General features: G+C 65.5%; 22 protein-coding genes. 12 read left to right on the top strand and 10 right to left on the bottom strand.

Going from position 1 to position 18,280, the window contains the following annotated elements; genetic code table 11:
• Both AC1D34_RS18350 and AC1D34_RS18345 read right to left on the bottom strand, forming a co-directional pair.
• Positions 1-304 (bottom strand): MAPEG family protein (locus AC1D34_RS18350; protein ID WP_476824937.1); only part of this gene is annotated, 304 nt, incomplete at its 3' end.
• A 327-nt stretch (positions 305-631) separates the two neighbouring features.
• Positions 632-1,621, bottom strand: a complete 990-nt coding sequence (locus AC1D34_RS18345) for a zinc-dependent alcohol dehydrogenase family protein (protein WP_476775425.1) — start codon at positions 1,619-1,621, stop codon at positions 632-634.
• 105 nt (positions 1,622-1,726) lie between these two features.
• Here AC1D34_RS18345 and AC1D34_RS18340 point away from each other — a divergent pair, with 105 nt between their 5' ends.
• Positions 1,727-2,626, top strand: a complete 900-nt coding sequence (locus tag AC1D34_RS18340; RefSeq protein WP_441491902.1) for a LysR family transcriptional regulator — start codon at positions 1,727-1,729, stop codon at positions 2,624-2,626.
• Positions 2,627-2,728: 102 nt separating this feature from the next.
• Here the strand turns inward: AC1D34_RS18340 and AC1D34_RS18335 are convergent, their stop codons facing one another.
• Both AC1D34_RS18335 and AC1D34_RS18330 read right to left on the bottom strand, forming a co-directional pair.
• Positions 2,729-3,652, bottom strand: a complete 924-nt coding sequence (locus AC1D34_RS18335; protein ID WP_476824936.1) for a PLP-dependent cysteine synthase family protein — start codon at positions 3,650-3,652, stop codon at positions 2,729-2,731.
• Position 3,653: 1 nt separating this feature from the next.
• Positions 3,654-4,016, bottom strand: a complete 363-nt coding sequence (locus AC1D34_RS18330; protein ID WP_441491900.1) for a DUF488 domain-containing protein — start codon at positions 4,014-4,016, stop codon at positions 3,654-3,656.
• Positions 4,017-4,103: 87 nt separating this feature from the next.
• Between AC1D34_RS18330 and AC1D34_RS18325 the strand changes: the two genes are divergently transcribed.
• Complete coding sequence (locus AC1D34_RS18325; protein WP_441491899.1) at positions 4,104-4,586, top strand: MarR family winged helix-turn-helix transcriptional regulator; 483 nt, start codon at positions 4,104-4,106, stop codon at positions 4,584-4,586.
• 181 nt (positions 4,587-4,767) lie between these two features.
• On the top strand, positions 4,768-5,400 hold the full coding sequence (locus AC1D34_RS18320) for a 2'-5' RNA ligase family protein (RefSeq protein ID WP_441491898.1): 633 nt from the start codon (positions 4,768-4,770) through the stop codon (positions 5,398-5,400).
• On the opposite strand, the gene AC1D34_RS18315 is transcribed toward AC1D34_RS18320, so the two are convergent.
• Entirely contained in the window at positions 5,392-6,051 is a 660-nt protein-coding gene (locus AC1D34_RS18315) for a helix-turn-helix transcriptional regulator (RefSeq protein ID WP_441491897.1), read from the bottom strand. The genes AC1D34_RS18320 and AC1D34_RS18315 overlap by 9 nt on opposite strands.
• An 83-nt stretch (positions 6,052-6,134) precedes the next feature.
• Between AC1D34_RS18315 and AC1D34_RS18310 the strand changes: the two genes are divergently transcribed.
• From AC1D34_RS18310 to AC1D34_RS18300, 3 genes are read left to right on the top strand one after another with little or no spacing between them, the layout of a single operon-like run.
• Positions 6,135-6,731 (top strand): superoxide dismutase, encoded by a 597-nt coding sequence (locus AC1D34_RS18310; RefSeq protein WP_441505488.1) that lies wholly within the window; start codon positions 6,135-6,137, stop codon positions 6,729-6,731.
• A gap of 7 nt (positions 6,732-6,738) precedes the next feature.
• Complete coding sequence (locus AC1D34_RS18305) at positions 6,739-7,074, top strand: tetratricopeptide repeat protein (RefSeq protein ID WP_441491895.1); 336 nt, start codon at positions 6,739-6,741, stop codon at positions 7,072-7,074.
• Complete coding sequence (locus AC1D34_RS18300; protein WP_441491894.1) at positions 7,067-7,558, top strand: DUF2165 family protein; 492 nt, start codon at positions 7,067-7,069, stop codon at positions 7,556-7,558. Before AC1D34_RS18305 ends, AC1D34_RS18300 begins: the two co-directional genes overlap by 8 nt.
• A 36-nt stretch (positions 7,559-7,594) precedes the next feature.
• On the opposite strand, the gene AC1D34_RS18295 is transcribed toward AC1D34_RS18300, so the two are convergent.
• Entirely contained in the window at positions 7,595-8,629 is a 1,035-nt protein-coding gene (locus AC1D34_RS18295; RefSeq protein WP_441491893.1) for an aldo/keto reductase, read from the bottom strand.
• 55 nt (positions 8,630-8,684) lie between these two features.
• Entirely contained in the window at positions 8,685-9,866 is a 1,182-nt protein-coding gene (locus AC1D34_RS18290; RefSeq protein WP_441505489.1) for an MFS transporter, read from the bottom strand.
• A gap of 104 nt (positions 9,867-9,970) precedes the next feature.
• On the opposite strand from AC1D34_RS18290, the gene AC1D34_RS18285 reads away from it, so the two are divergent.
• The 4 genes from AC1D34_RS18285 to AC1D34_RS18270 all read left to right on the top strand — a co-directional run bounded on the left by AC1D34_RS18285 (position 9,971) and on the right by AC1D34_RS18270 (position 13,330).
• Positions 9,971-10,876 carry a LysR family transcriptional regulator gene (locus AC1D34_RS18285; RefSeq protein WP_441505490.1) on the top strand — a complete coding sequence of 302 codons (906 nt, stop codon included), beginning with the start codon at positions 9,971-9,973 and terminating at the stop codon, positions 10,874-10,876.
• A gap of 48 nt (positions 10,877-10,924) precedes the next feature.
• Positions 10,925-11,275 carry an ArsC family reductase gene (locus AC1D34_RS18280; RefSeq protein ID WP_441505491.1) on the top strand — a complete coding sequence of 117 codons (351 nt, stop codon included), beginning with the start codon at positions 10,925-10,927 and terminating at the stop codon, positions 11,273-11,275.
• 98 nt (positions 11,276-11,373) lie between these two features.
• The gene (gene tgt, locus AC1D34_RS18275) at positions 11,374-12,498 is read left to right on the top strand and encodes a tRNA guanosine(34) transglycosylase Tgt (RefSeq protein WP_441505492.1); all 1,125 of its coding nucleotides are present in this window, start codon (positions 11,374-11,376) and stop codon (positions 12,496-12,498) included.
• A 34-nt stretch (positions 12,499-12,532) separates the two neighbouring features.
• The gene (locus tag AC1D34_RS18270; protein ID WP_441505493.1) at positions 12,533-13,330 is read left to right on the top strand and encodes a hypothetical protein; all 798 of its coding nucleotides are present in this window, start codon (positions 12,533-12,535) and stop codon (positions 13,328-13,330) included.
• Here AC1D34_RS18270 and AC1D34_RS18265 read toward each other — a convergent pair.
• Positions 13,235-14,233 (bottom strand): DMT family transporter, encoded by a 999-nt coding sequence (locus AC1D34_RS18265; RefSeq protein ID WP_441505494.1) that lies wholly within the window; start codon positions 14,231-14,233, stop codon positions 13,235-13,237. The genes AC1D34_RS18270 and AC1D34_RS18265 overlap by 96 nt on opposite strands.
• 167 nt (positions 14,234-14,400) lie before the next feature.
• On the opposite strand from AC1D34_RS18265, the gene AC1D34_RS18260 reads away from it, so the two are divergent.
• Positions 14,401-15,072, top strand: coding sequence for a hypothetical protein (locus AC1D34_RS18260; protein ID WP_441505495.1), 672 nt, complete (start codon positions 14,401-14,403; stop codon positions 15,070-15,072).
• Between the two features lie 18 nt (positions 15,073-15,090).
• Here the strand turns inward: AC1D34_RS18260 and eno are convergent, their stop codons facing one another.
• The gene (eno, locus tag AC1D34_RS18255; RefSeq protein WP_069880643.1) at positions 15,091-16,374 is read right to left on the bottom strand and encodes a phosphopyruvate hydratase; all 1,284 of its coding nucleotides are present in this window, start codon (positions 16,372-16,374) and stop codon (positions 15,091-15,093) included.
• Positions 16,375-16,517: 143 nt separating this feature from the next.
• Between eno and queF the strand changes: the two genes are divergently transcribed.
• Positions 16,518-16,973 (top strand): preQ(1) synthase, encoded by a 456-nt coding sequence (gene queF / locus AC1D34_RS18250; RefSeq protein ID WP_441505496.1) that lies wholly within the window; start codon positions 16,518-16,520, stop codon positions 16,971-16,973.
• A gap of 2 nt (positions 16,974-16,975) precedes the next feature.
• On the opposite strand, the gene AC1D34_RS18245 is transcribed toward queF, so the two are convergent.
• The gene (locus AC1D34_RS18245) at positions 16,976-18,178 is read right to left on the bottom strand and encodes an MFS transporter (RefSeq protein WP_476824935.1); all 1,203 of its coding nucleotides are present in this window, start codon (positions 18,176-18,178) and stop codon (positions 16,976-16,978) included.
• Positions 18,179-18,280: the final 102 nt, after the last annotated feature.

Here is an 18,280-nt window from a genome sequence, read left to right as displayed (position 1 = left end):
GGGTGGGGGCATTGGCGCGCAGTCCGATGGGGTGCAAAATCCGCCCGATGACGACCAGCAGCCCGGCGGCATGGAGCCAGAGCGGGCCGGCGCCCTGGCCCTCGGCCAGCACCATCAGGATGAGGATCATCGGCACCCATTCGACGAAATTGCCATGCCGGCGGATGYGTTCGTGCAGATTGGCATTGCCTGCATCTCCGATGGAGACGCTCAATGCCGAGCGGGTTTTGGTGACGCCGATCCACAGGGCCAGAAAGATCACGGCCAGGGGGATCGCATAGAGCGAGGTAATCGGAAAAATCATCAGGTTGGGCCATTCAGCTTGGTTTCGATGCCCCAAGAACGCTGCCCAATCCCGGATTTCGACATCCAGGCAAAAAATTTCAAACGAGCATGCYGGGTGGCATCCGCTAGGGTAAATTGGCCGCCTGGGCCAGTGGTATGAAATTCTATGAAGAATTACTCTGATGGAAAAGGGTGAAGTCGTTCGTATGATATTACATTTCGATACTGTGCCTCACAGCGGATAAATATAGCCTGAAATTCATTCGATCGCCCAATGCGGATAGACTTCGCGGTGAAGTCCGGTCCTTGGAGGCGCCGCGCCTCCGGCGGGAGAACGCACGAGCGATCAGATCGTCACGACGATCTTGCCGAATTGTTCGTTCGACTCCAGGAACCGGTGCGCCTCGACGATCTGGTCGAACGGAAAGATCCTGGCGATGGTCGGCTGAAGCGATCCGGACGCCAGCCCGTCGAGGATGAACGCCTTGGCCGCCTCGAGCCGCGCGGGATCACTGAGGATCTCGTGTACGAGGTAGCCGCGGAGCGTCAGCGTCTTGCTGAGGACGGCGAAGAGCGGGAAGGGGGGCGGTTCAGGGCTCAAACCGCCATATTCGATGAGAATGCCACCCCGCGACATCGCGGCCGTCAGCGGGCCGAATATCGGGCCGCCGATCGGATCGAGCACGACGCGTACACCATTCCGGCCAGCGATGTCCGACAGCCGCGCTTCCAGATCTTCCTCGGCCGAAGCGACGACATGGGTCGCGCCAAAGGCGAGCAGGGCCTGCTTTTTGCCTGAGGTGCGCGTGACCGCGATCGTGGTCGCGCCCACCGTCTTGGCAATCTGGAGCGCGGCAAGTCCAACGCTGCTTGATGCAGCCGTGATGACGACAAAGTCCTCCCTGCGGAGCTTGGCGATGTCGATAAGCGCCCCATAGGCGGTGAGGTACTGCATCCAGAAGGCGGCAGCCGCTTCGAAACTGAGCGATGGCGGATGCTTCACGACGAGTTCGGCTGGAAACGTGGCAAGCTCGCCATAGGCGGGCCAGCGCACCATCGACACGGGTGGCACCACGCTGGCGGCGTCGCCAAGTACCAACCCTTCCACATCGTCGCCGACGGCTTCAATGATGCCTGCTGCCTCAAGGCCGAGACCGGACGGCAAAGTCGGTGTCTCGATATAGGTGCCGGCGCGCAGCAACGCCTCGGCGCGGTTCAGCCCGAGCGCCTTGACCCGGATCTGCACCTCGCCTCGGCCGGGAGCCGGAACCGTCACGGTCTCGATGCGCAAGACCTCCGGACCACCATGCTCATGAAAGCGAACGACGCGTGCCATTGGCTGTAACTCCAAATTATTTGAACGGAATAAGCTATGCGTTCGGGCCGTGCCGCGGATAAATGGCTGAATCGGAAGATCAGTCAAAACTATGGGTTCTGAAAGATGGATCGCCTTACGAGCATGGCCGTGTTCGTCAAAGCCGTTGACTTGGGCTCGTTCGCGGCTGCCGCCGAGGCTCTCGATCTGTCGGGGCCGATGGTCGGCAAGCATGTCCGCTTCCTGGAAGAGCGGCTGGGCGTGCGCCTCATCAACCGCACCACGCGCCGCCAGAGCCTGACGGATTTCGGGCGCACCTATTTCGATCGCTGCCGCGTCGTTCTGGCCGAAGCCGAGGCTGCAGATGCGCTCGCTGCCGACCAGCTTTCAGAACCGCGCGGAAAGCTGCGTGTCACCATGCCTGCGCTCCTCGGCCGATGCTGCGTTGCGCCCATCCTGCTGGAGCTCGCGCGGCGCCATCCCGCGCTGGAGCTTGATCTGTCGTTCAGCGACCGCATCGTCGATCTTGCCGAAGGGAACTACGATCTCGCCATCCGGACAGGCGAGCTGGCGAACAAGACAGGCGTGATCGCGCGACGCATCGCTCGTCACCGGATGCTCGTCTGCGCGTCGCCGTCCTATCTCGAGACACACGGCCGGCCCGGTCAGATCGAGGAGATCGGTCGGCATCACGCCATCATCTACAGCCGGCCGGGCTGGATTCACCCGTGGCTGTTCGCGCGCGAGGGCCAGCCACCGGTGGAGGTTGCGCCGGTCGGCCGGTTGCGGCTCGACGACCTTGATGCCGTGGCCGATGCCGCAGCTTCCGGCCTGGGCCTTGCCTGGCTGCCATCTTGGCTGATTCAGGAGCGCATTCAGGCAGGCAAGCTTGTGCCGTTGTTGCTGAATGAGCCGGGATATGTGTTCGACAACTACGCGCTATGGCTGCAGACGCCTCACCTGCCGCGCAAGGTACGTCTCGCCGTCGATGCGCTGGCATCGGCGCTGCCCAGGCTCATGGCCTGAAATGCAGGGCATAGGGCGTCGCGACGACTTCAAGGCGCTTTCGGCCGCCCATTCCATCCCCACCGGACAAGAACGGAGTGTCGTGCGTCGGCCGGCAGCGCCTCAGTGCTTGCTGAGATATTTCATACCGGTATCGCACATCACGGTGACGATGGTCGCGCCGGGGCCGAACTGCTCGGCGAGGCGTAGCGCTGCGACGACATTGGCTCCCGTCGACGTTCCCGCGAAGAGGCCTTCCTCTCGGGCGAGGCGGCGGGCCATGGTGGCAGCCTCCTCGGTCGAAACCAGATCAATCCGGTCGGCGATGTCCTTCTCCCAGAGCGGCACGACATAGCCGGCGCCGATCCCGTCGATCTTGTGGGCTCCGGTCGCGCCGCCCGACAGCACCGGGGATTCGGCGGGCTCCACGGCCGCAATTGCGATCGCGGCATTGTGCCGGCGCAGCGCCTCGCCGGTTCCGCGGAGCGAGGCGGCGGTGCCGACGCTCTGGACGAAGCCGTCGATCCTGCCCTTCGTCTGCGCCCAGACTTCGTCAGCCATCCGGTGATAGGCCGACATCTGGTCGCGGTTCTTCATCTGGTCGGTCCAGAAACTGCCGGTCTCGGCGGCAAGGACCCGTGCGGCTTCGATCATGTCGCGGGTGAGCTTCTCGGTCATGCGGCCGCTCTCACTGGGAATGATCTGAAGCTGGGCGCCCAGCAGTTTCATATGCTCGAGCTTCTCTCGCGCGAACGCGTCCGAGGTCACGATATGCAGCGGGTAACCCTTCACGGCACAGACCAGCGAGAGGGAGACGCCCGTGCTTCCGCCGGTATATTCGACGACGGAACCCCCCGGCTTCAGGCGGCCGTCCGCTTCGGCGGCCTCGACCATCGCCAGCGCCATGCGGTCCTTCATGCTCCCCGTCGGGTTTTCGCTTTCCAGCTTCAGCAGGATCCGGGCGCCGTTTGCCGGTGCGATCCGCCGCAGCGCGAGGAGGGTGGTGTTGCCGACGAGGTCCAGGATGGTTCGGTCMGGGTGGTTCATCTCAGGCGCCCTGCTGTTCGAGCCAGATCTTGAGCGCAACCGCATTGTTCCGCTCTTCGTCACGCGCCGCGTAGAGCAGGGTCACCGGACCTTCGCGCAGATGCCGGAAAAGCTCCCTGGTGGCCGCTTGCGCCGCTTCGCTCGTCAATTCGTCCGCATAGGCCGCGCGGAACGCATCCCAATCATCCGGCTTGCCGTGAAACTGCTTCCGCAGGGCATTGCTCGGCGCGATCTCCTTGAGCCAGAGGTCGATATGCGCCTTGTCCCTGGAGATGCCGCGCGGCCAAAGCCGGTCGACCAGGATGCGCTTGCCGTCATTGGCGGCCCGGTGGTCGTAGACGCGCTTCAGGACGAATGAGGCCATTGGACGTCTGCCACGTGGGGAACGAGGCGCCCGGATCGCGCGACGCCCATTTCCATGCATCTACATGTATTGTAGATGCATATAACCATGAGAGCTGGGAAGCAATCGCAAGGCAGCCTGCGACGCGAGGCTCGCGCCCTGGTCGACGCTTGCCCGGCCTGGAATGCCCGGCTGGCGGCGCGACGCATTTCGCTGTTCATCGATCGGGACATGGCGGCCCTTGGCCTTACCGCGGCGCAAGCCGGGCTGATGGCGCAGATCGCGACCATCGGCGACGATACGCTCGGCGCACTCGCTCAGCGGACCGGGCTCGAGCAATCCACGCTGTCGCGCAATCTGCGTACGCTGGAACGCGAGGGGCTGATCGAGATCGCGGTGGTGGAGGCAGACTTGCGGCGTCGTGCAGTGTGGCTGACCGAAGCCGGCGTACGGCGGTTACAGGAGGCCCTGCCGGTCTGGCGTCAGGCCCAAGCCCGTCTCGCGCAGATCCTGAGGCCTGGACTGGCGCGCGAGCTCGCAGACCACAGCGAGGCGCTGAACGAGGCGAAGCCCGGATCACGATTGCCTTGAAAGCTCCAAAATCTCTTGGTCGAGTGCGCGCCCTGGTCCCCCTCCGGCGAGCATCGGGCGCTGAGGTCGGTCGCGCTGCGATTGGAGGGCCTGGCTAGCGGGCAGCAGGACAAGCGTATCGGATTTCGTGCTGCGGTAGCGGTCGGGCGTCTTGCCGGACAGGTCGAGAGCGAGGTGCGAGATGACACCTGTCGACGCGTGTGATCTGTCGTTTCCGGATCTCAGTCTTCCGCAGAACCTTCGCGGCCCCCCGCGGGCAGGCAATCGCGAAAGCGTCGCAATCTTCTTCGCGCTCCTGCCGGAGCCGGACACAGCGAGCTACATTTCCCATCTCGCCGGCGACCTTCGCGCCGAGTTCAAGCTGCACGGTCGGCTGCGCCCGCCGAGCCTGCTCCATGTCTCGCTCAACAAGGTCGGCAATTTCATCGAATTGCCGAGGGAAATCATCGCCGCAGCGCTGGAAGCCGGCCGAATGGTCGAGGCCCATCAGTTCGCCGTGAGCCTTGACCGGTTCCTCAGTTTCAGCGGCGGTGAACCTCACGCCCTTGTCCTGTGCTGCGGGGAGGATCTCGCCGCGCTTTCGACACTGCGCCGCAACATCGATCGAGCGCTCAAGAGGGTCGGGCTGAAACCGGGTGGTCAGGCAGGTTCGACGCCCCATGTGACCATATTATACGACCGCGAACTCGTACCTCCCATGGGGCTCGAGCGGCCGATCGGCTGGGTTGCCCGCGACTTTGTCCTGATCGAGAGTTTCCAGGGACAAGGCCGATACGAGATTCTGGGGCGCTGGCCGCTGCACCCGCTATGTTGAAGGTCGAATGCGGTAAGCGCAGCGCCGCGCGCCATGAAGGATGTGTTCCTCTCGTTCGACCGAACAGCCCGGTCCGAGCGCGTCTCTGAAGATCGCGAGTTCGGCGCGGCAAAACCCCTGGCAAATCGACGCCGCGGCGCAGATCGGACAGTGGTTCTCGATCAGAAGCCAGCCATCGTCCGATCGCTGCCATTCGGCCATATAGCCTTCGCGGCTCCGGATCTCGGTGAGCGCCGCAATGCGGGCCTCCAGCCCTTCGGCGCCCGCCATGGCTGCCTGATAGGCGGTTCGCATCTCGGTTTCGCGGGCGTTGATCAAACGGTCGAGCGCGTCTGCCCCCAGGAGTTCGCGCACGGACCGCAACAGGCTGACCGTGAGCTCCGCATGGCTGTCGGGGAAGCGCGCCTGACCCTTGTCGGTCAAACGCCAGAACTGGGTTGGGCGGCCGACACCTCGGGACACGGTCTCGGTTTCGACAAGGGCTTCGGTCGCGAGCTTCGCGAGTTGCTGCCGCGCGTTCTCGCCCGTGGTGCCAAGCGCCCTTCCCAGATCAGCCGCGGTCTGTGCGCCGCGTGTCTTCAGCAGGGTCAGCAGCCGGTCAGCCGGCGGACGGGGCAGTGATGATGCATTTTCCAAGTCGTAGCTTGACATATTTCAGGAGCGCCAATATTCCAAGTCAATACTTGTTTTATAGAGCTTGCAGCAACCCGCTGCAAGCTGCGCTGGAGATGACGATGCCCTTCACGGTTCCGAGCCTGCCTTACGCCCTCGATGCGTTGGCGCCCGTCATGTCGGCAGAGACGCTGGACCTGCATCACGGCAAGCACCATCAAGCTTACGTCACCAAGCTCACCGAGCTTGTTCCGGGCTCGGCCTTCGAAGGTTTGAGCCTTGAGGAGATCATTCGCGGCTCCTTCGAAAGACCGGGCGCAGAGGCGATCTTCAACAATGCCGGCCAGCACTGGAACCACAATTTCTTCTGGCCCTCGCTAAGGCCCGATGCCGGCGGCATGCCCGGCAGGCTGGAAGCCCGGCTGAAGGGCGACTTCGGAACGATCGATGCCTTCAAGGCCGAGTTCGTGAAGCAGGGCCTTGCCCAGTTCGGTTCCGGCTGGGTCTGGCTGGTGCAGACGCGGGAAGGGCGTCTTGCCGTCACCAAATCAGCCAACGCGATCAACCCGCTGGTCCATGACCAGACGCCGCTGCTCGGCTGCGATGTCTGGGAGCATTCCTATTATGTCGACTATCGCAACCGCCGTGCCGATTACCTCCAGGCCTTCGTCGATCATCTCGTCGACTGGGATGTGGTCGCGTCGCGCTTGCCGGCCTGAGCCGATGATGGGACTCGCTGAGCGGCTCTCGGCGCGGCTCGCGGCTGGCGCCGAGAGCCACATCCTCCGCTTCGCCCTTGGCGCCGCCTGCCTGAAGAGCGGCGACGGCCCGGCCGCGATCGTACACCTCGAGCGCGCGGTCGCGCTTGATCCTGATTATTCGGCGGCATGGGCGCTGCTTGGCCGCGCCCGGTTGCTGGCGGGGCGGACGGAAGCGGCGTGCACAGCGTGGCAGCGTGGAATTTCGGCGGCCGAGCGGCGAGGCGACATTCAGTCCGCCCGGCAGATGCAGGTCCTCCTCAAACGCGCTTCAAAACCTGCCGGAGACGTGGATCGTGCCTGATCTGCCCTCAGCGATCCTGCTGTTCAAGACGATGCTGGTCTGCGGTCTTTCGCTCTGGTCGGCGATCACGGTCCTGAACAATATTGGCGACTTCCGTGGGGCGGCCGGCGCCATTGCGCGAACATTGGCGATGACGCCACTCAGGGAGGAGCCCGCGATCCCGACGCCGCTGCTCCGGCGGGCGCTGCGCTGCGATCACTGGTCTGTTCTCGCGCTTGCCGCAATCCTCGCGATGCAGGCCCTTGCGACAGCGCTGCTCGGCCTTGGTGGGTTTGAGTTGATCCGTGCCTGCCTGACTGCCGCGGCTCCGGCGCGGGGCATCTGGTTCTCGACTGCGGGGCTGGGCGTGATGGCGCTGGTCTGGCTGTCGATGATGAGCGGCGGGCTCTGGTTTGGCTACTGGATCCGTCAGGGCGAACTTCAGCTGACGCAGATCGCCCTGCTCACCATGACCGTTGTGGCTGCGCTGGCAGTCAATGCCTGACGCCGCTCGGGCGTCAGGCTGGCTTGTCCTGCTGTCTCAGACGATGGGCGGGTTGAGCCGCGCAAACCCCGCCTGACGGCGATAGGGAAAATAGGGATAAGGCGCGGTCACGCTGCTTGCTGCATCCAGCCGTGCGATCTGCTCTGCAGTCAGCGACCAGCCGACCGCTCCGAGATTCTGCCGGAGCTGCTCCTCGTTGCGGGCGCCGATGATGACGCTCGACACGGTCGGGCGCTGAAGCAGCCAGTTGATCGCGATTTGCGGTACCGATCGGCCGGTCTCCTTGGCGACCTCGTCGAGCGCATCGACCACCGCATAGAGCCTGTGATCGTCGACCGGCGGACCGAACTCGGCGGTCTGGTGCAGGCGGCTTCCCTCCGGCAGCGGCTGGCCGCGGCGCAGCCTACCGGTGAGGCGGCCCCAGCCGAGCGGGCTCCAGACCAATGCGCCCACGCCCTGGTCGCGCCCGAGCGGCATCAGTTCCCATTCGTAGTCACGCCCGACCAGCGAGTAATAGACCTGATGCGCGACATAGCGCGGGTAGCCATGCCTCTCCGCGAGTGCGAGCGACTTCATCAGCTCCCAGCCGGCAAAGTTGGAGACGCCGACATAGCGGAGCTTGCCGGCGCGCACGAGGTCACTGAGCGTCGACAGGACCTCCTCGATCGGCGTATGGGCATCGAAGGCGTGGAGCTGCAACAGGTCGATATGCTCGGTGCCGAGCCGGCGGAGCGCATCTTCGACCGCCTTGATCAGGCGCGGGCGCGACGATCCGGCATCGTTTGGTCCATCGCCCATCGGAAGGCTGGTCTTGGTCGAGATCAGCACCTCGTTGCGGCGCCCCTTGATCGCCTCGCCCAGCACCTCCTCGGACGCTCCGTTGGAATAGACATCGGCGGTGTCGAACAGGGTGAGACCGGCCTCAAGGCAGATGTCGACCAGTCGCCGGGCTTCTCTGGCGTCGGTGGTGCCCCAGGCGCCGAAGAGCGGACCCTGGCCACCGAAGGTTCCGGCGCCGAAGCTGAGGGCGGGGACCTTGAGGCCGGATGCTCCGAGATTACGATAGTCCATGATGGCTCTCCTTGGTGGTGTGATGGAGCAGATAAGTCTGGTTGGATGAAATCGCTCAGCAGCCACTCAGGGCCGGTGCCGTGACCGCGGCTTTGCGATCGAGGCGCAGGCTCCAGAGGGCGACCACGAGGCCGCCGATCGGCATCAGCGCTGCGACGAGGGGGACGGCCGTCAGGCCGGGCCCATGGTCGATCACCGCGCCGCCCGCCCAGGCGCCGAGCGCATTGCCGAGATTGAAGGCGGCGATGTTGAGGCTGGAGGCGAGGCTCTGGCCAGCCCCGGAAGCCTTCTCCAGCACCCAGATCTGAAGGGGAGGGACGGTGGCGAAGCCGGCGGCGCCGAGCAGCCCGACGAAGATGGTGGCTGCGATGCCGTCGTGAATGGCGAAGGTCATCAGCCCGAGCACCAGCGCCAGGACGAGCATGCTGCCGATCACCGTCGGGACCAGGTAACGGTCGGCCAGCCGCCCGCCGATCAGGTTGCCGATGATCAACCCACCCCCGAAGACGAGCATGACCGGTGAGACCAGGCTATCGCCGAGCCCGGTCACCTTGGTCAGGATTGGCGCGATATAGGTGAAGACCGCGAAGACGCCGGCAAAGCCGAGGACAGTCGTCAGCAGGCCGAGCAGTAAGGGGCGTTGCGCCATCGCCTTCAAATCGGTGCGCCAGTCGCTCGCCTCCGGTGCCGCCTTATCCTTCGGCACGAAGGCCGCGATGATGGCGAGCGCGACGATGCCGACGAGCGTCACAGCCCAGAAGGTGGCGCGCCAGCCGAGCTGCTGCCCGAGCCAGGTGCCGAACGGCACACCGAGGATATTGGCGATCGTCAGGCCGGTGAACATGATCGCGATGGCAGAGGCCTTGCGCTCCTGCGGCACCAGGCCGGTGGCGACGACCGAGCCGACGCCAAAGAAGGTGCCATGCGCGAAGGCGGTGAGGATGCGCGCTGCCATCAGCAGTCCGTAGTCCGGAGCCAGAGCGCAGGCGGCGTTGCCGAGCGTGAAGATGACCATGAGGGCGAGCAGCACGGTTTTGCGCGGCCAGCGCGCGGTGAAGGCTGTCATCAGCGGCGCCCCCACGACGACGCCCAGCGCATAGCCGGAGATCAGCAGGCCGGCCGAAGCGATCGAGACGCCGAGATCGGCGCTGACCTCGATCAGGAGTCCCATGATGACGAATTCGGTGACGCCGATGCCGAAGGCGCCGGCGGTGAGAGCATAGAGTGCAATGGGCATGGTGGTTGTCCGCAAGACGGGAGGATGTCTCGCGGCAAGATGGCGCGCTGCAGCATCGTGCGTTAGACTGCCGCAAGGAATATCATTTGTGAGATGAATTCATCATGGCGCGTTTGGAGATCAACCGCTCCGGCGAGATGGAGGTCTTTGCCCGGGTCGTCGAGCTCGGCGGCTTCTCGGCGGCGGCCCGTGCCTTCCGGATGACGCCTTCGGCCGTCAGCAAGCTCGTCGCCCGGCTGGAGAGCCGCCTTGGCACGAGACTGGTCAACCGCTCGACGCGCAAGCTCCAGCTCACGCCCGAAGGCGGCATCTTTTATGAGCGCAGCATCCGTGTCCTGGCCGACCTGGACGAGGCGGAGCGTAGCGCCTCCTCCAGCGAGAGCCCGGCGGGCCGCATTCGCCTCAATACCAACGCCTCCTACGGCACGCATATTCTCGCGCCGGTCGTGCCGGAATTCCTGGCGCGCTACCCGGGCGTGACGCTCAACCTCGTGCAGACCGATGCCATCATCGACCTCATGGAAGAGCGTACCGATGTCGCGGTCAGGGCCGGTCCGCTGAAGAGCTCCAATCTCATCGCCCGCAAGCTCGGCGCGACCCGCATGACGATCGTCGCGGCGCCGATCTATCTGGAGCGGTTCGGCGAGCCGAAGAGTGTCGCGGAACTCGACGGCCATAACCGTATCGGCCTCTGCTACGCCCGCACCATAGAAGGCTGGCCGCTGCTCGATGGCGGTCAAGCCGTCACCGTCCCGATCGTCGGCAGCACGCAGACCAGCGATGGCGAGGCATTGCGGCATCTGGCTGTCGCGGGGGTGGGGCTCGCGCGGCTGGCGACCTTCACCGTGCGCGAGGATATTCGGGCCGGAAGACTGCGGCCGGTTCTGGAGGAGAGCAATCCGGGCGATCTCGAGGAGGTGCACGCCGTCTATCTCGGGCAGGGCGGACCTCTGCCGGCGCGTATCCGGGCGTTGCTCGATTTTCTGGGGGAGAAGGCGCGCGTCGGTTGAGCCTGGCCCAATCCCTGCCTAGACCAAGGCGTTCAGGCAGAGGGCGACATGGCGATCACGATTTACGGCATCAAGAACTGCGACACGATGAAGAAGGCCCGAACCTGGCTGGACGAGCACGGGGTCGCCTATCGCTTCCATGACTACAAGGCCGTTGGCGTGGCGCGCGCCAGTCTCGAGGCATGGTGCGCGGAACATGGCTGGGAAACGATCCTGAACCGCGCCGGCACCACGTTTCGGGCGTTGGCCGATACCGACAAGCAGGGGCTCGACACTGGCAAGGCAATTTCCTTGATGCTGGCGCAGCCCTCCCTGGTCAAGCGGCCGGTGCTCGACCTTGGCTCGCGGACATTGGTCGGTTTCAAGCCGGCGCTCTACGAGGCGGCCTTCCCGCGCTGATCCAGGACCATGGCCATGCCGGGCTCGGCCGTGCCGTCACGGTGGGCCGGCGTGCGCTGCACTTCCGTTGTCGCTGCGGCTGCGCTACCTCGCTGCGCATGACAACCGATTTCAGCTTCCATCTGCTCGGTCGGGACGGCGCTGCCCGTACCGGCGAGATCCGCATGCCACGCGGCGTAATCCGCACCCCGGCCTTCATGCCGGTCGGCACAGCCGCGACCGTGAAGGGAATGTATCCCGAGCAGGTCAAGGCGCTCGGCGCCGATGTGGTGCTCGGCAATACCTATCACCTGATGCTGCGCCCCGGCGCGGAGCGCATCGCGGGTCTTGGCGGCCTGCACAGTTTCATGAACTGGCAGCACCCGATCCTCACCGATTCCGGCGGGTTCCAGGTGATGTCGCTCTCCCAGCTTCGGAAGCTGACCGAGGAGGGCGTGACCTTCCAGTCGCATATCGACGGCTCGCGCCACATGCTCTCGCCCGAGCGCTCGGTCGAGATCCAGAACCTGCTCGGCTCCGACATCGTCATGCAGCTCGACGAATGCGTCTCGCTGCCATGCGAGGATATCGTCGCCGAGAAGGCGATGCGCCTGTCGCTGCGCTGGGCCGAACGCTGCAAGACGGCCTTCGGCAATCCCGCGGGCAGGGCGCTCTTCGGCATCGTCCAGGGCGGTTCCGTGCCGTCCCTGCGTGTCGAGAGTGCCAGGTCGCTCGTCGACATGGACCTCAAGGGCTATGCGATCGGCGGCCTTGCGGTCGGCGAGCCGCAGGACGTGATGCTCGCGATGATCGAGACGGTAGAGCCGCATCTGCCGCAGGAGCGCCCGCGCTACCTGATGGGCGTCGGCACTCCCGACGATATCGTCGAGTCGGTGAGCCGCGGCATCGACATGTTCGACTGCGTGATGCCGACCCGTGCCGGGCGCCATGGCCAGATCTTCACCCGCTTCGGCCGGATGAACCTGCGCAATGCCAAGCACGCCGACGATCCCCGGCCGATCGACGCGCAGTCGAGCTGCCAGGCTGCCAACGGCTATGCGCGCGCCTATCTGCACCATCTCGTCAAGGCCGACGAGATGCTCGGCAAGATGCTGCTGACCTGGGTCAATCTCGCCTACTATCAGGATCTGATGGCCGGGCTGCGCGCTGCGATCGCGGCCGGAACGCTGGTCGATTTCATCGCGGAGACCAAGGAAGGCTGGGCGAAGGGCGAGCCGGCATGATCGCGATTGCGACAGCCAAGTCCCGGCTGGAGCGATGATCGACCCCTGGCTCGGCATGCTGCTGCTCAAGATGGCGACCGCGGCAGCGATCGTCGTCGGTTGCTCGCTGCTGGCCGAGCGGACCGGTCCGCTCGTTGCGGCCCTGATCGCGACGCTGCCGATTTCGGCCGGGCCGGTCTATGTCTTTCTGGCGCTCGACCACGACCCGGCCTTCATCGCCGCCGGTGCGCTCGGCAGCATGGCTGCCAATCTCTCAAATGCCGGTCTGGCGCTGGTCTATGTCCTGCTCGCCCAGCGCCTCGGCATGGTGGCGAGCCTCGTGACGGGGCTGGCGACGTGGTTCACGATTGCCATCGTGCTGCGGCAGCTCACGCCGCCGGTCATGGTTATGGCTGCACTGACTGTGGCGGTCTTTGCCGGCCTTCACATGCTCTTCAGGCCGTATCTGGCGGCGCGGCCGGCGGCGCCTCCCGGGCGGCCCTGGTACGCGATCCCGCTGCGCGCCGCTTGCGTCGCCGGGCTGGCGGGGACGGTGACGACCATCAGCGCACGCGTCGGCCCGGGTTGGTCCGGCGTGCTGGCGGCTTTTCCCATCGTTCTGTCGAGCCTCATCGCGATGCTACAGCCGCGCATTGGTGGCCCCGCGACGGCGGCCGTCATCGCCAACTGCGCGCTCGGCCTTCTCGGATTCGGCCTTGCGCTTGGCCTTGTTCACCTGACGGCGGTGCCGCTCGGCTCATGGCCGGCGCTCGGCCTCGGGCTTCTGCTTTGCGTCGGCTGGAATCTGGGCCTGATGACTATTGCCCGTCGCACGCGTCGGGCGGCGCCATGACGCGATGAATAGGCCGCCAATGATCAGGATGAAGCCCACCACCTGAAGCGGGCCCGGGATCTCGCCCAGGATCGGGATGGCGAGCAGGGTGCCCGTCACCGGGATCAAAGGGGGAAAACGCCCGACGACGGAGGCGCCGAGCACATGTGCCGCCCAGCCCCAGATCCACAGGCCGATGATGACGTTGAGCACGCCCTGGTTGAGCGCATGCGCGACGAGCACCCACCACGGCGCGACATCGAAGCCGCGGAAATAGAACAGGAAGTAGAACGGCAGATAGGCCATCGACAGGACCGAGACGATCGCCGCCGCCTTTAGCCCGTTCACCTTCCAGAGCTGGATCAGCAGCGGGTAGAAGCCCCAGAGCAGCCCGACGCCGAGAAAGCAGAGATCGCCGCGCAAGGTGCCGGCCGTCGAAGCGGTGCTGCCGGCTATGCCGAGGCAGGCCAGGCCTGCGAGAACTCCGATGACGCCGATGATCAGGTTCCGCGTCAGCATGGCGCCAAACAGCACGACACTTCCTGCGATGCCGATCAGCGTCACCGTTCCAGGGCCGATGGTGGCGCCATGAGCCGCCGGGGCTAGCGTCAGCCCGGTCAGCATCAGATAGGTCATCGGAAAGCCGCTGGTGATCGCGAGCCAGATTCCGCGCCGCCAGGTCACGCCGCCGCATGTCGCCAAGCCCCCATCCCTGAGGAAGATTGGCAACAGCAGAAGACCAGCGGTCGTGAAGCGCAGGGCTAGCAGATCGTGCTGGCTCAGTCCGTTGAGCACGGCGTGGCGGCTGATCACGAAGTTCGAGCCGAAGATCAGCACGCTGCACAGCATGCCGATGACGGCGAGACGCCAGCGCAGCCGTACTGCCTTTTGATCCATCAGCGAAGCGTCGGCGATCTTGTCCATGCTTCGATTAATCCCGCATCGCACAATCGCGATATGCCCGATGCTGCATGGCGCGCCCGCACCCGTCGCGGGATGGGAAATCTGTCGAGGGCCGCAATTGCTCCCCGGCTGCGCCATTTTGTCGCCGTGTCCGGCCTCTTCTCTCGAGGCGACCAAGGGATGAACTCATGAACGACGATACGACGAAGATGGCGATCGGCCGGGTTCTGCGCAGCTTCGGCGGCCAGGTCGCGGTTTCGGTCACGGCCTCCGTGGCTGCCGCCGGAGTTCTGGCCTTTCTTCAGATCCAGTCCGGAGCTGCCCATCGCGCGACCATGGCTGAGCAGATCGTCCGGGCGTCGCAGCCTGATGCCGAGCTTGCAAATGCCTCGGAAGCGCCCGTGAGCAAGTTCCTGGAGCGGCATCGCGATCAGATGAGCGCCGGCAATGCGGAGTCCGTCTCGCCCACCAGGGCCTTGGCTGTGCCGGCGACGTTGCTGATGCCGATGGCGACAGCCTGGGCGCTGCCAGCCGGCACGACACCCGCCTTGGCTCGCTTTGAACCGCAACGTAGCAGCGCGCCCGTCACTGCGGCGGCGCACACGGTCCCGCGCGAGCGGAGCAAGCCAAGCGTCGCGGCAGCGCAGCCTTTGCCGATTTCGCCACCGCTGCAACTGGCGGCCTCCGCGGGGGACGCCACGACGGCCGTCGCTTCAACGCGCGGGCCAAGCCTGCTGGGACTGGAACTGCCAGACGGCGTTACGCGGGCCGGCCGCGCGCTGGGCGGCCTCGCCGATCGGGTCGGTGCCGCCGGGACCTGGACGGTCTCGACGGCAAGCCAGCTCCTGCCGAGTTGGTGAGAGCAGGCGCCTTCAGCTTCAGGCCAGCGCCTTCAGCGCCGAGCGGCCGGCATAGATCGCCTGGGCGCCGAGTTCTTCCTCGATGCGCAGCAGCTGGTTGTACTTCGCGGTACGGTCGGAGCGGGCAAGCGAGCCCGTCTTGATCTGCCCGCAATTGGTGGCGACAGCGAGATCGGCGATCGTTGCGTCCTCGGTCTCGCCCGAGCGGTGCGACATCACCGCGGTGTAGCCGGCGCGCTGCGCCATCTCGACGGCGGCAAGCGTCTCGGTCAGCGAGCCGATCTGGTTGACCTTCACCAGGATCGAGTTCGCGGTCTTGCTCTTGATGCCCTGCGACAAGCGGGTGACGTTGGTGACGAAGAGATCGTCGCCCACGAGCTGGCACTTGCTGCCGACGAGATCGGTCAGAGCCTTCCAGCCCTCCCAGTCATCCTCGGCCATGCCGTCCTCGATCGAGACGATCGGGTAGTTGCCGACGAGCTTGGCGAGGTATTTGGCCTGCGCCTTCGGATCGCGGGTTTTGCGTTCGCCTTCATAGACGTAGGAGCCGTCCTTGAAGAACTCCGTCGCGGCGCAGTCGAGTGCCAGCGCGATGTCTTCGCCCGGCCGGTAGCCGGCCTTCTCGACCGCCTGCATGACGAAATCGAGCGCAGCCTCGGCCGATTTCAGGTTCGGCGCGAAGCCGCCCTCGTCGCCGACATTGGTGTTGTGGCCGGCGTCGTGCAGAGCCTTCTTCAGCGTGTGGAAGACCTCGGCGCCCATGCGCAGGGCTTCCGCGAAGGAAGGCGCGCCGACCGGCATGATCATGAATTCCTGGAAGTCGATCGGGTTGTCGGCATGGGCGCCGCCATTGACGATGTTCATCATCGGCACGGGCAGGACGCGGGCGGAGGTGCCGCCGACATAGCGATAGAGCGGCAGGCCCGAGCATTCGGCTGCGGCCTTGGCGACGGCGAGCGAGACGCCGAGAATGGCGTTGGCGCCGAGCTTCTTCTTGTTCGGCGTTCCGTCGAGATCAATCATGGTCTGGTCGATCGCGGCCTGGTCCTCGGCATCCATGGCGACGAGGGCTTCGGCGATCGTGGTGTTGACGATTTCGACGGCCTTCAGCACGCCCTTGCCGAGATAGCGGCTCTTGTCGCCGTCACGCAGCTCTACGGCTTCATGCGCGCCCGTCGAGGCGCCGGAGGGGACCGCGGCGCGGCCCATCGAGCCATCCTCGAGCACGACGTCGACCTCGACGGTCGGATTGCCACGGCTGTCGAGGATCTGGCGGCCGATGATGTCGATGATCGCGGTCATGGGAGGCTCCGGTGCGAGGCGAAACGGAAGGATGCCGCGCTTCTAGCCAAGCGCAGGCGTAACGGAAAGAGGCGTCGCGGCGATTGGCCGGTGGCGCGGGCGCGCCCGAGGCTCTAGAAGGCCGCCTTCAAGGAGCCATGACCATGACGATCGACGCCTCGACCCTGCAACTGGGCCATGCCAGTGCACTGCCGCAATCTCCCGAGGAGGCCCGCCTCGACCGTGTGCCCAATCCGCATGCCGGCACGAATTATCTCGCGCGCTTCACATGCCCGGAATTCACCTCGATCTGCCCGGTGACCGGCCAACCCGATTTCGGCATCCTGGTCATCGATTATCTGCCCGGCCAATGGCTGGTCGAATCGAAGTCGCTGAAGCTCTATCTCGGGTCGTTCCGCAACCACGGAGCCTTCCACGAGGATTGCACCGTCAATATCGGCAAAACACTGGTCGAGCTGCTCGAGCCGGAATGGTTCCGCATCGGCGGCTATTGGTACCCGCGCGGCGGCATCCCGATCGATGTGTTCTGGCAGACCGGCGAGCCGCCGAAGGGGCTCTGGCTGCCCGATCAGGGCGTCGCTCCTTACCGCGGCCGCTGAGTTCAGGTCCGCGAGCCTGCCAGCGGCAGGATGCGCGGCGTCACGATGCCAAGCAGGCCGATCCCTGCCGCAAAGAGCAGGATCGCGCCTGTCGTGCCGAGCAGATGCAGCGCGATGCCCATGGCGACGGGGCCGATCGCATGGCCAAGGAACAGCGCGCAGGCGAAGAGCGAGACGGCCGAGCCGCGCGCTGTCGGAGCGAGCTCGGTCGCCTGAGCCTGGAAGGTGCCGTGCATCAGGAAGAAGCCGAACCCGTTCAGGGTGAACAGGCCAACCGCGCTCCACCAGGGTAAGAAGGGCAGCGAGAACAGCACATAGCCCGTCGCCATCAGGAGCCCGCCGGTGACCGTCATGCGGGCCGGTCCGAGGCGCTCGACCAGGATGCGGGTCAGGATCCCGTAGATGATGCCGCCAAGCCCGGTTCCGGCGATCACCAGCCCGGCCAGCGAGGGGCCGATCCCTGAGCGCTCCTGCAGGATCGCCGCGACATAGGGCGGCATGCCGAAGATCAGGCTGCCCTCGGTGATGACGATCGCATAGAGCAGCTTGCTGCGCGGGTTGGCGAAGACGGATCTGTAATTCGCCAGCGCGCCCGCAAAGCTGAGCGGCAGCCGTGCCGCGTCCGGGYGCGGCTTCAGCACGACGATGACCAGAAGCGCTGCAGCCGCCGCCATGGCAGCGGCCATCACGAAGACACTGCGCCAGCCGAAATGCTCCGCGATGACGCCCGAGCAGGCGGCCCCGGCCATTTGCCCGACGATCATCAGGACAAGGAAGCGTCCGAGCAGTACCTGCCGCTCGGCCATTGGCGCGCGGTCGCCGATCGCGGCCATGGCGATGGGGATGACGCCGCCGGCAACGATGCCCGTACTCGCCCGGATCACCGTCAGTACGTCGAAGGACAGGGAGAAGGCGGCAGCCATCGAGAGCAGGGCAAGCAAGCCGAGGCAGACACTGATCGTCCGCAGCTTGCCGACCGAATCCGCGATCGGGCCCAGGAAGGGCTGACCGACCGCGTAGGCAAAGGAGAACGCAGTTGCCATGGCGGCGATCTGCGCAATCGTCCGGCCGAACTCAGCTGCCAGTGTCGGCACCAGCGGATCGAGGATCCGCATGGTGAAGGTCGATGCGAAGCCGCAGGCCCCGAGGACCAGGATCAGCGGGCGCAGCGAGGCGGGCTTGGTTGCGGTAACGGGCTTGTCCATACGCGCCTTAAACCGGCGCGCGCCTCGCCTTGGCAAGCCGAWCAAAGCCTTGCAGCTCTGCGATCAGCGCAGGGAAGTCCGCGAGCGGCACCATGTTGGGGC

This window comes from Allobosea sp. P1_A7 (genome assembly GCF_056406775.1).
This window is presented reverse-complemented; position numbering and strand designations above follow the sequence as displayed.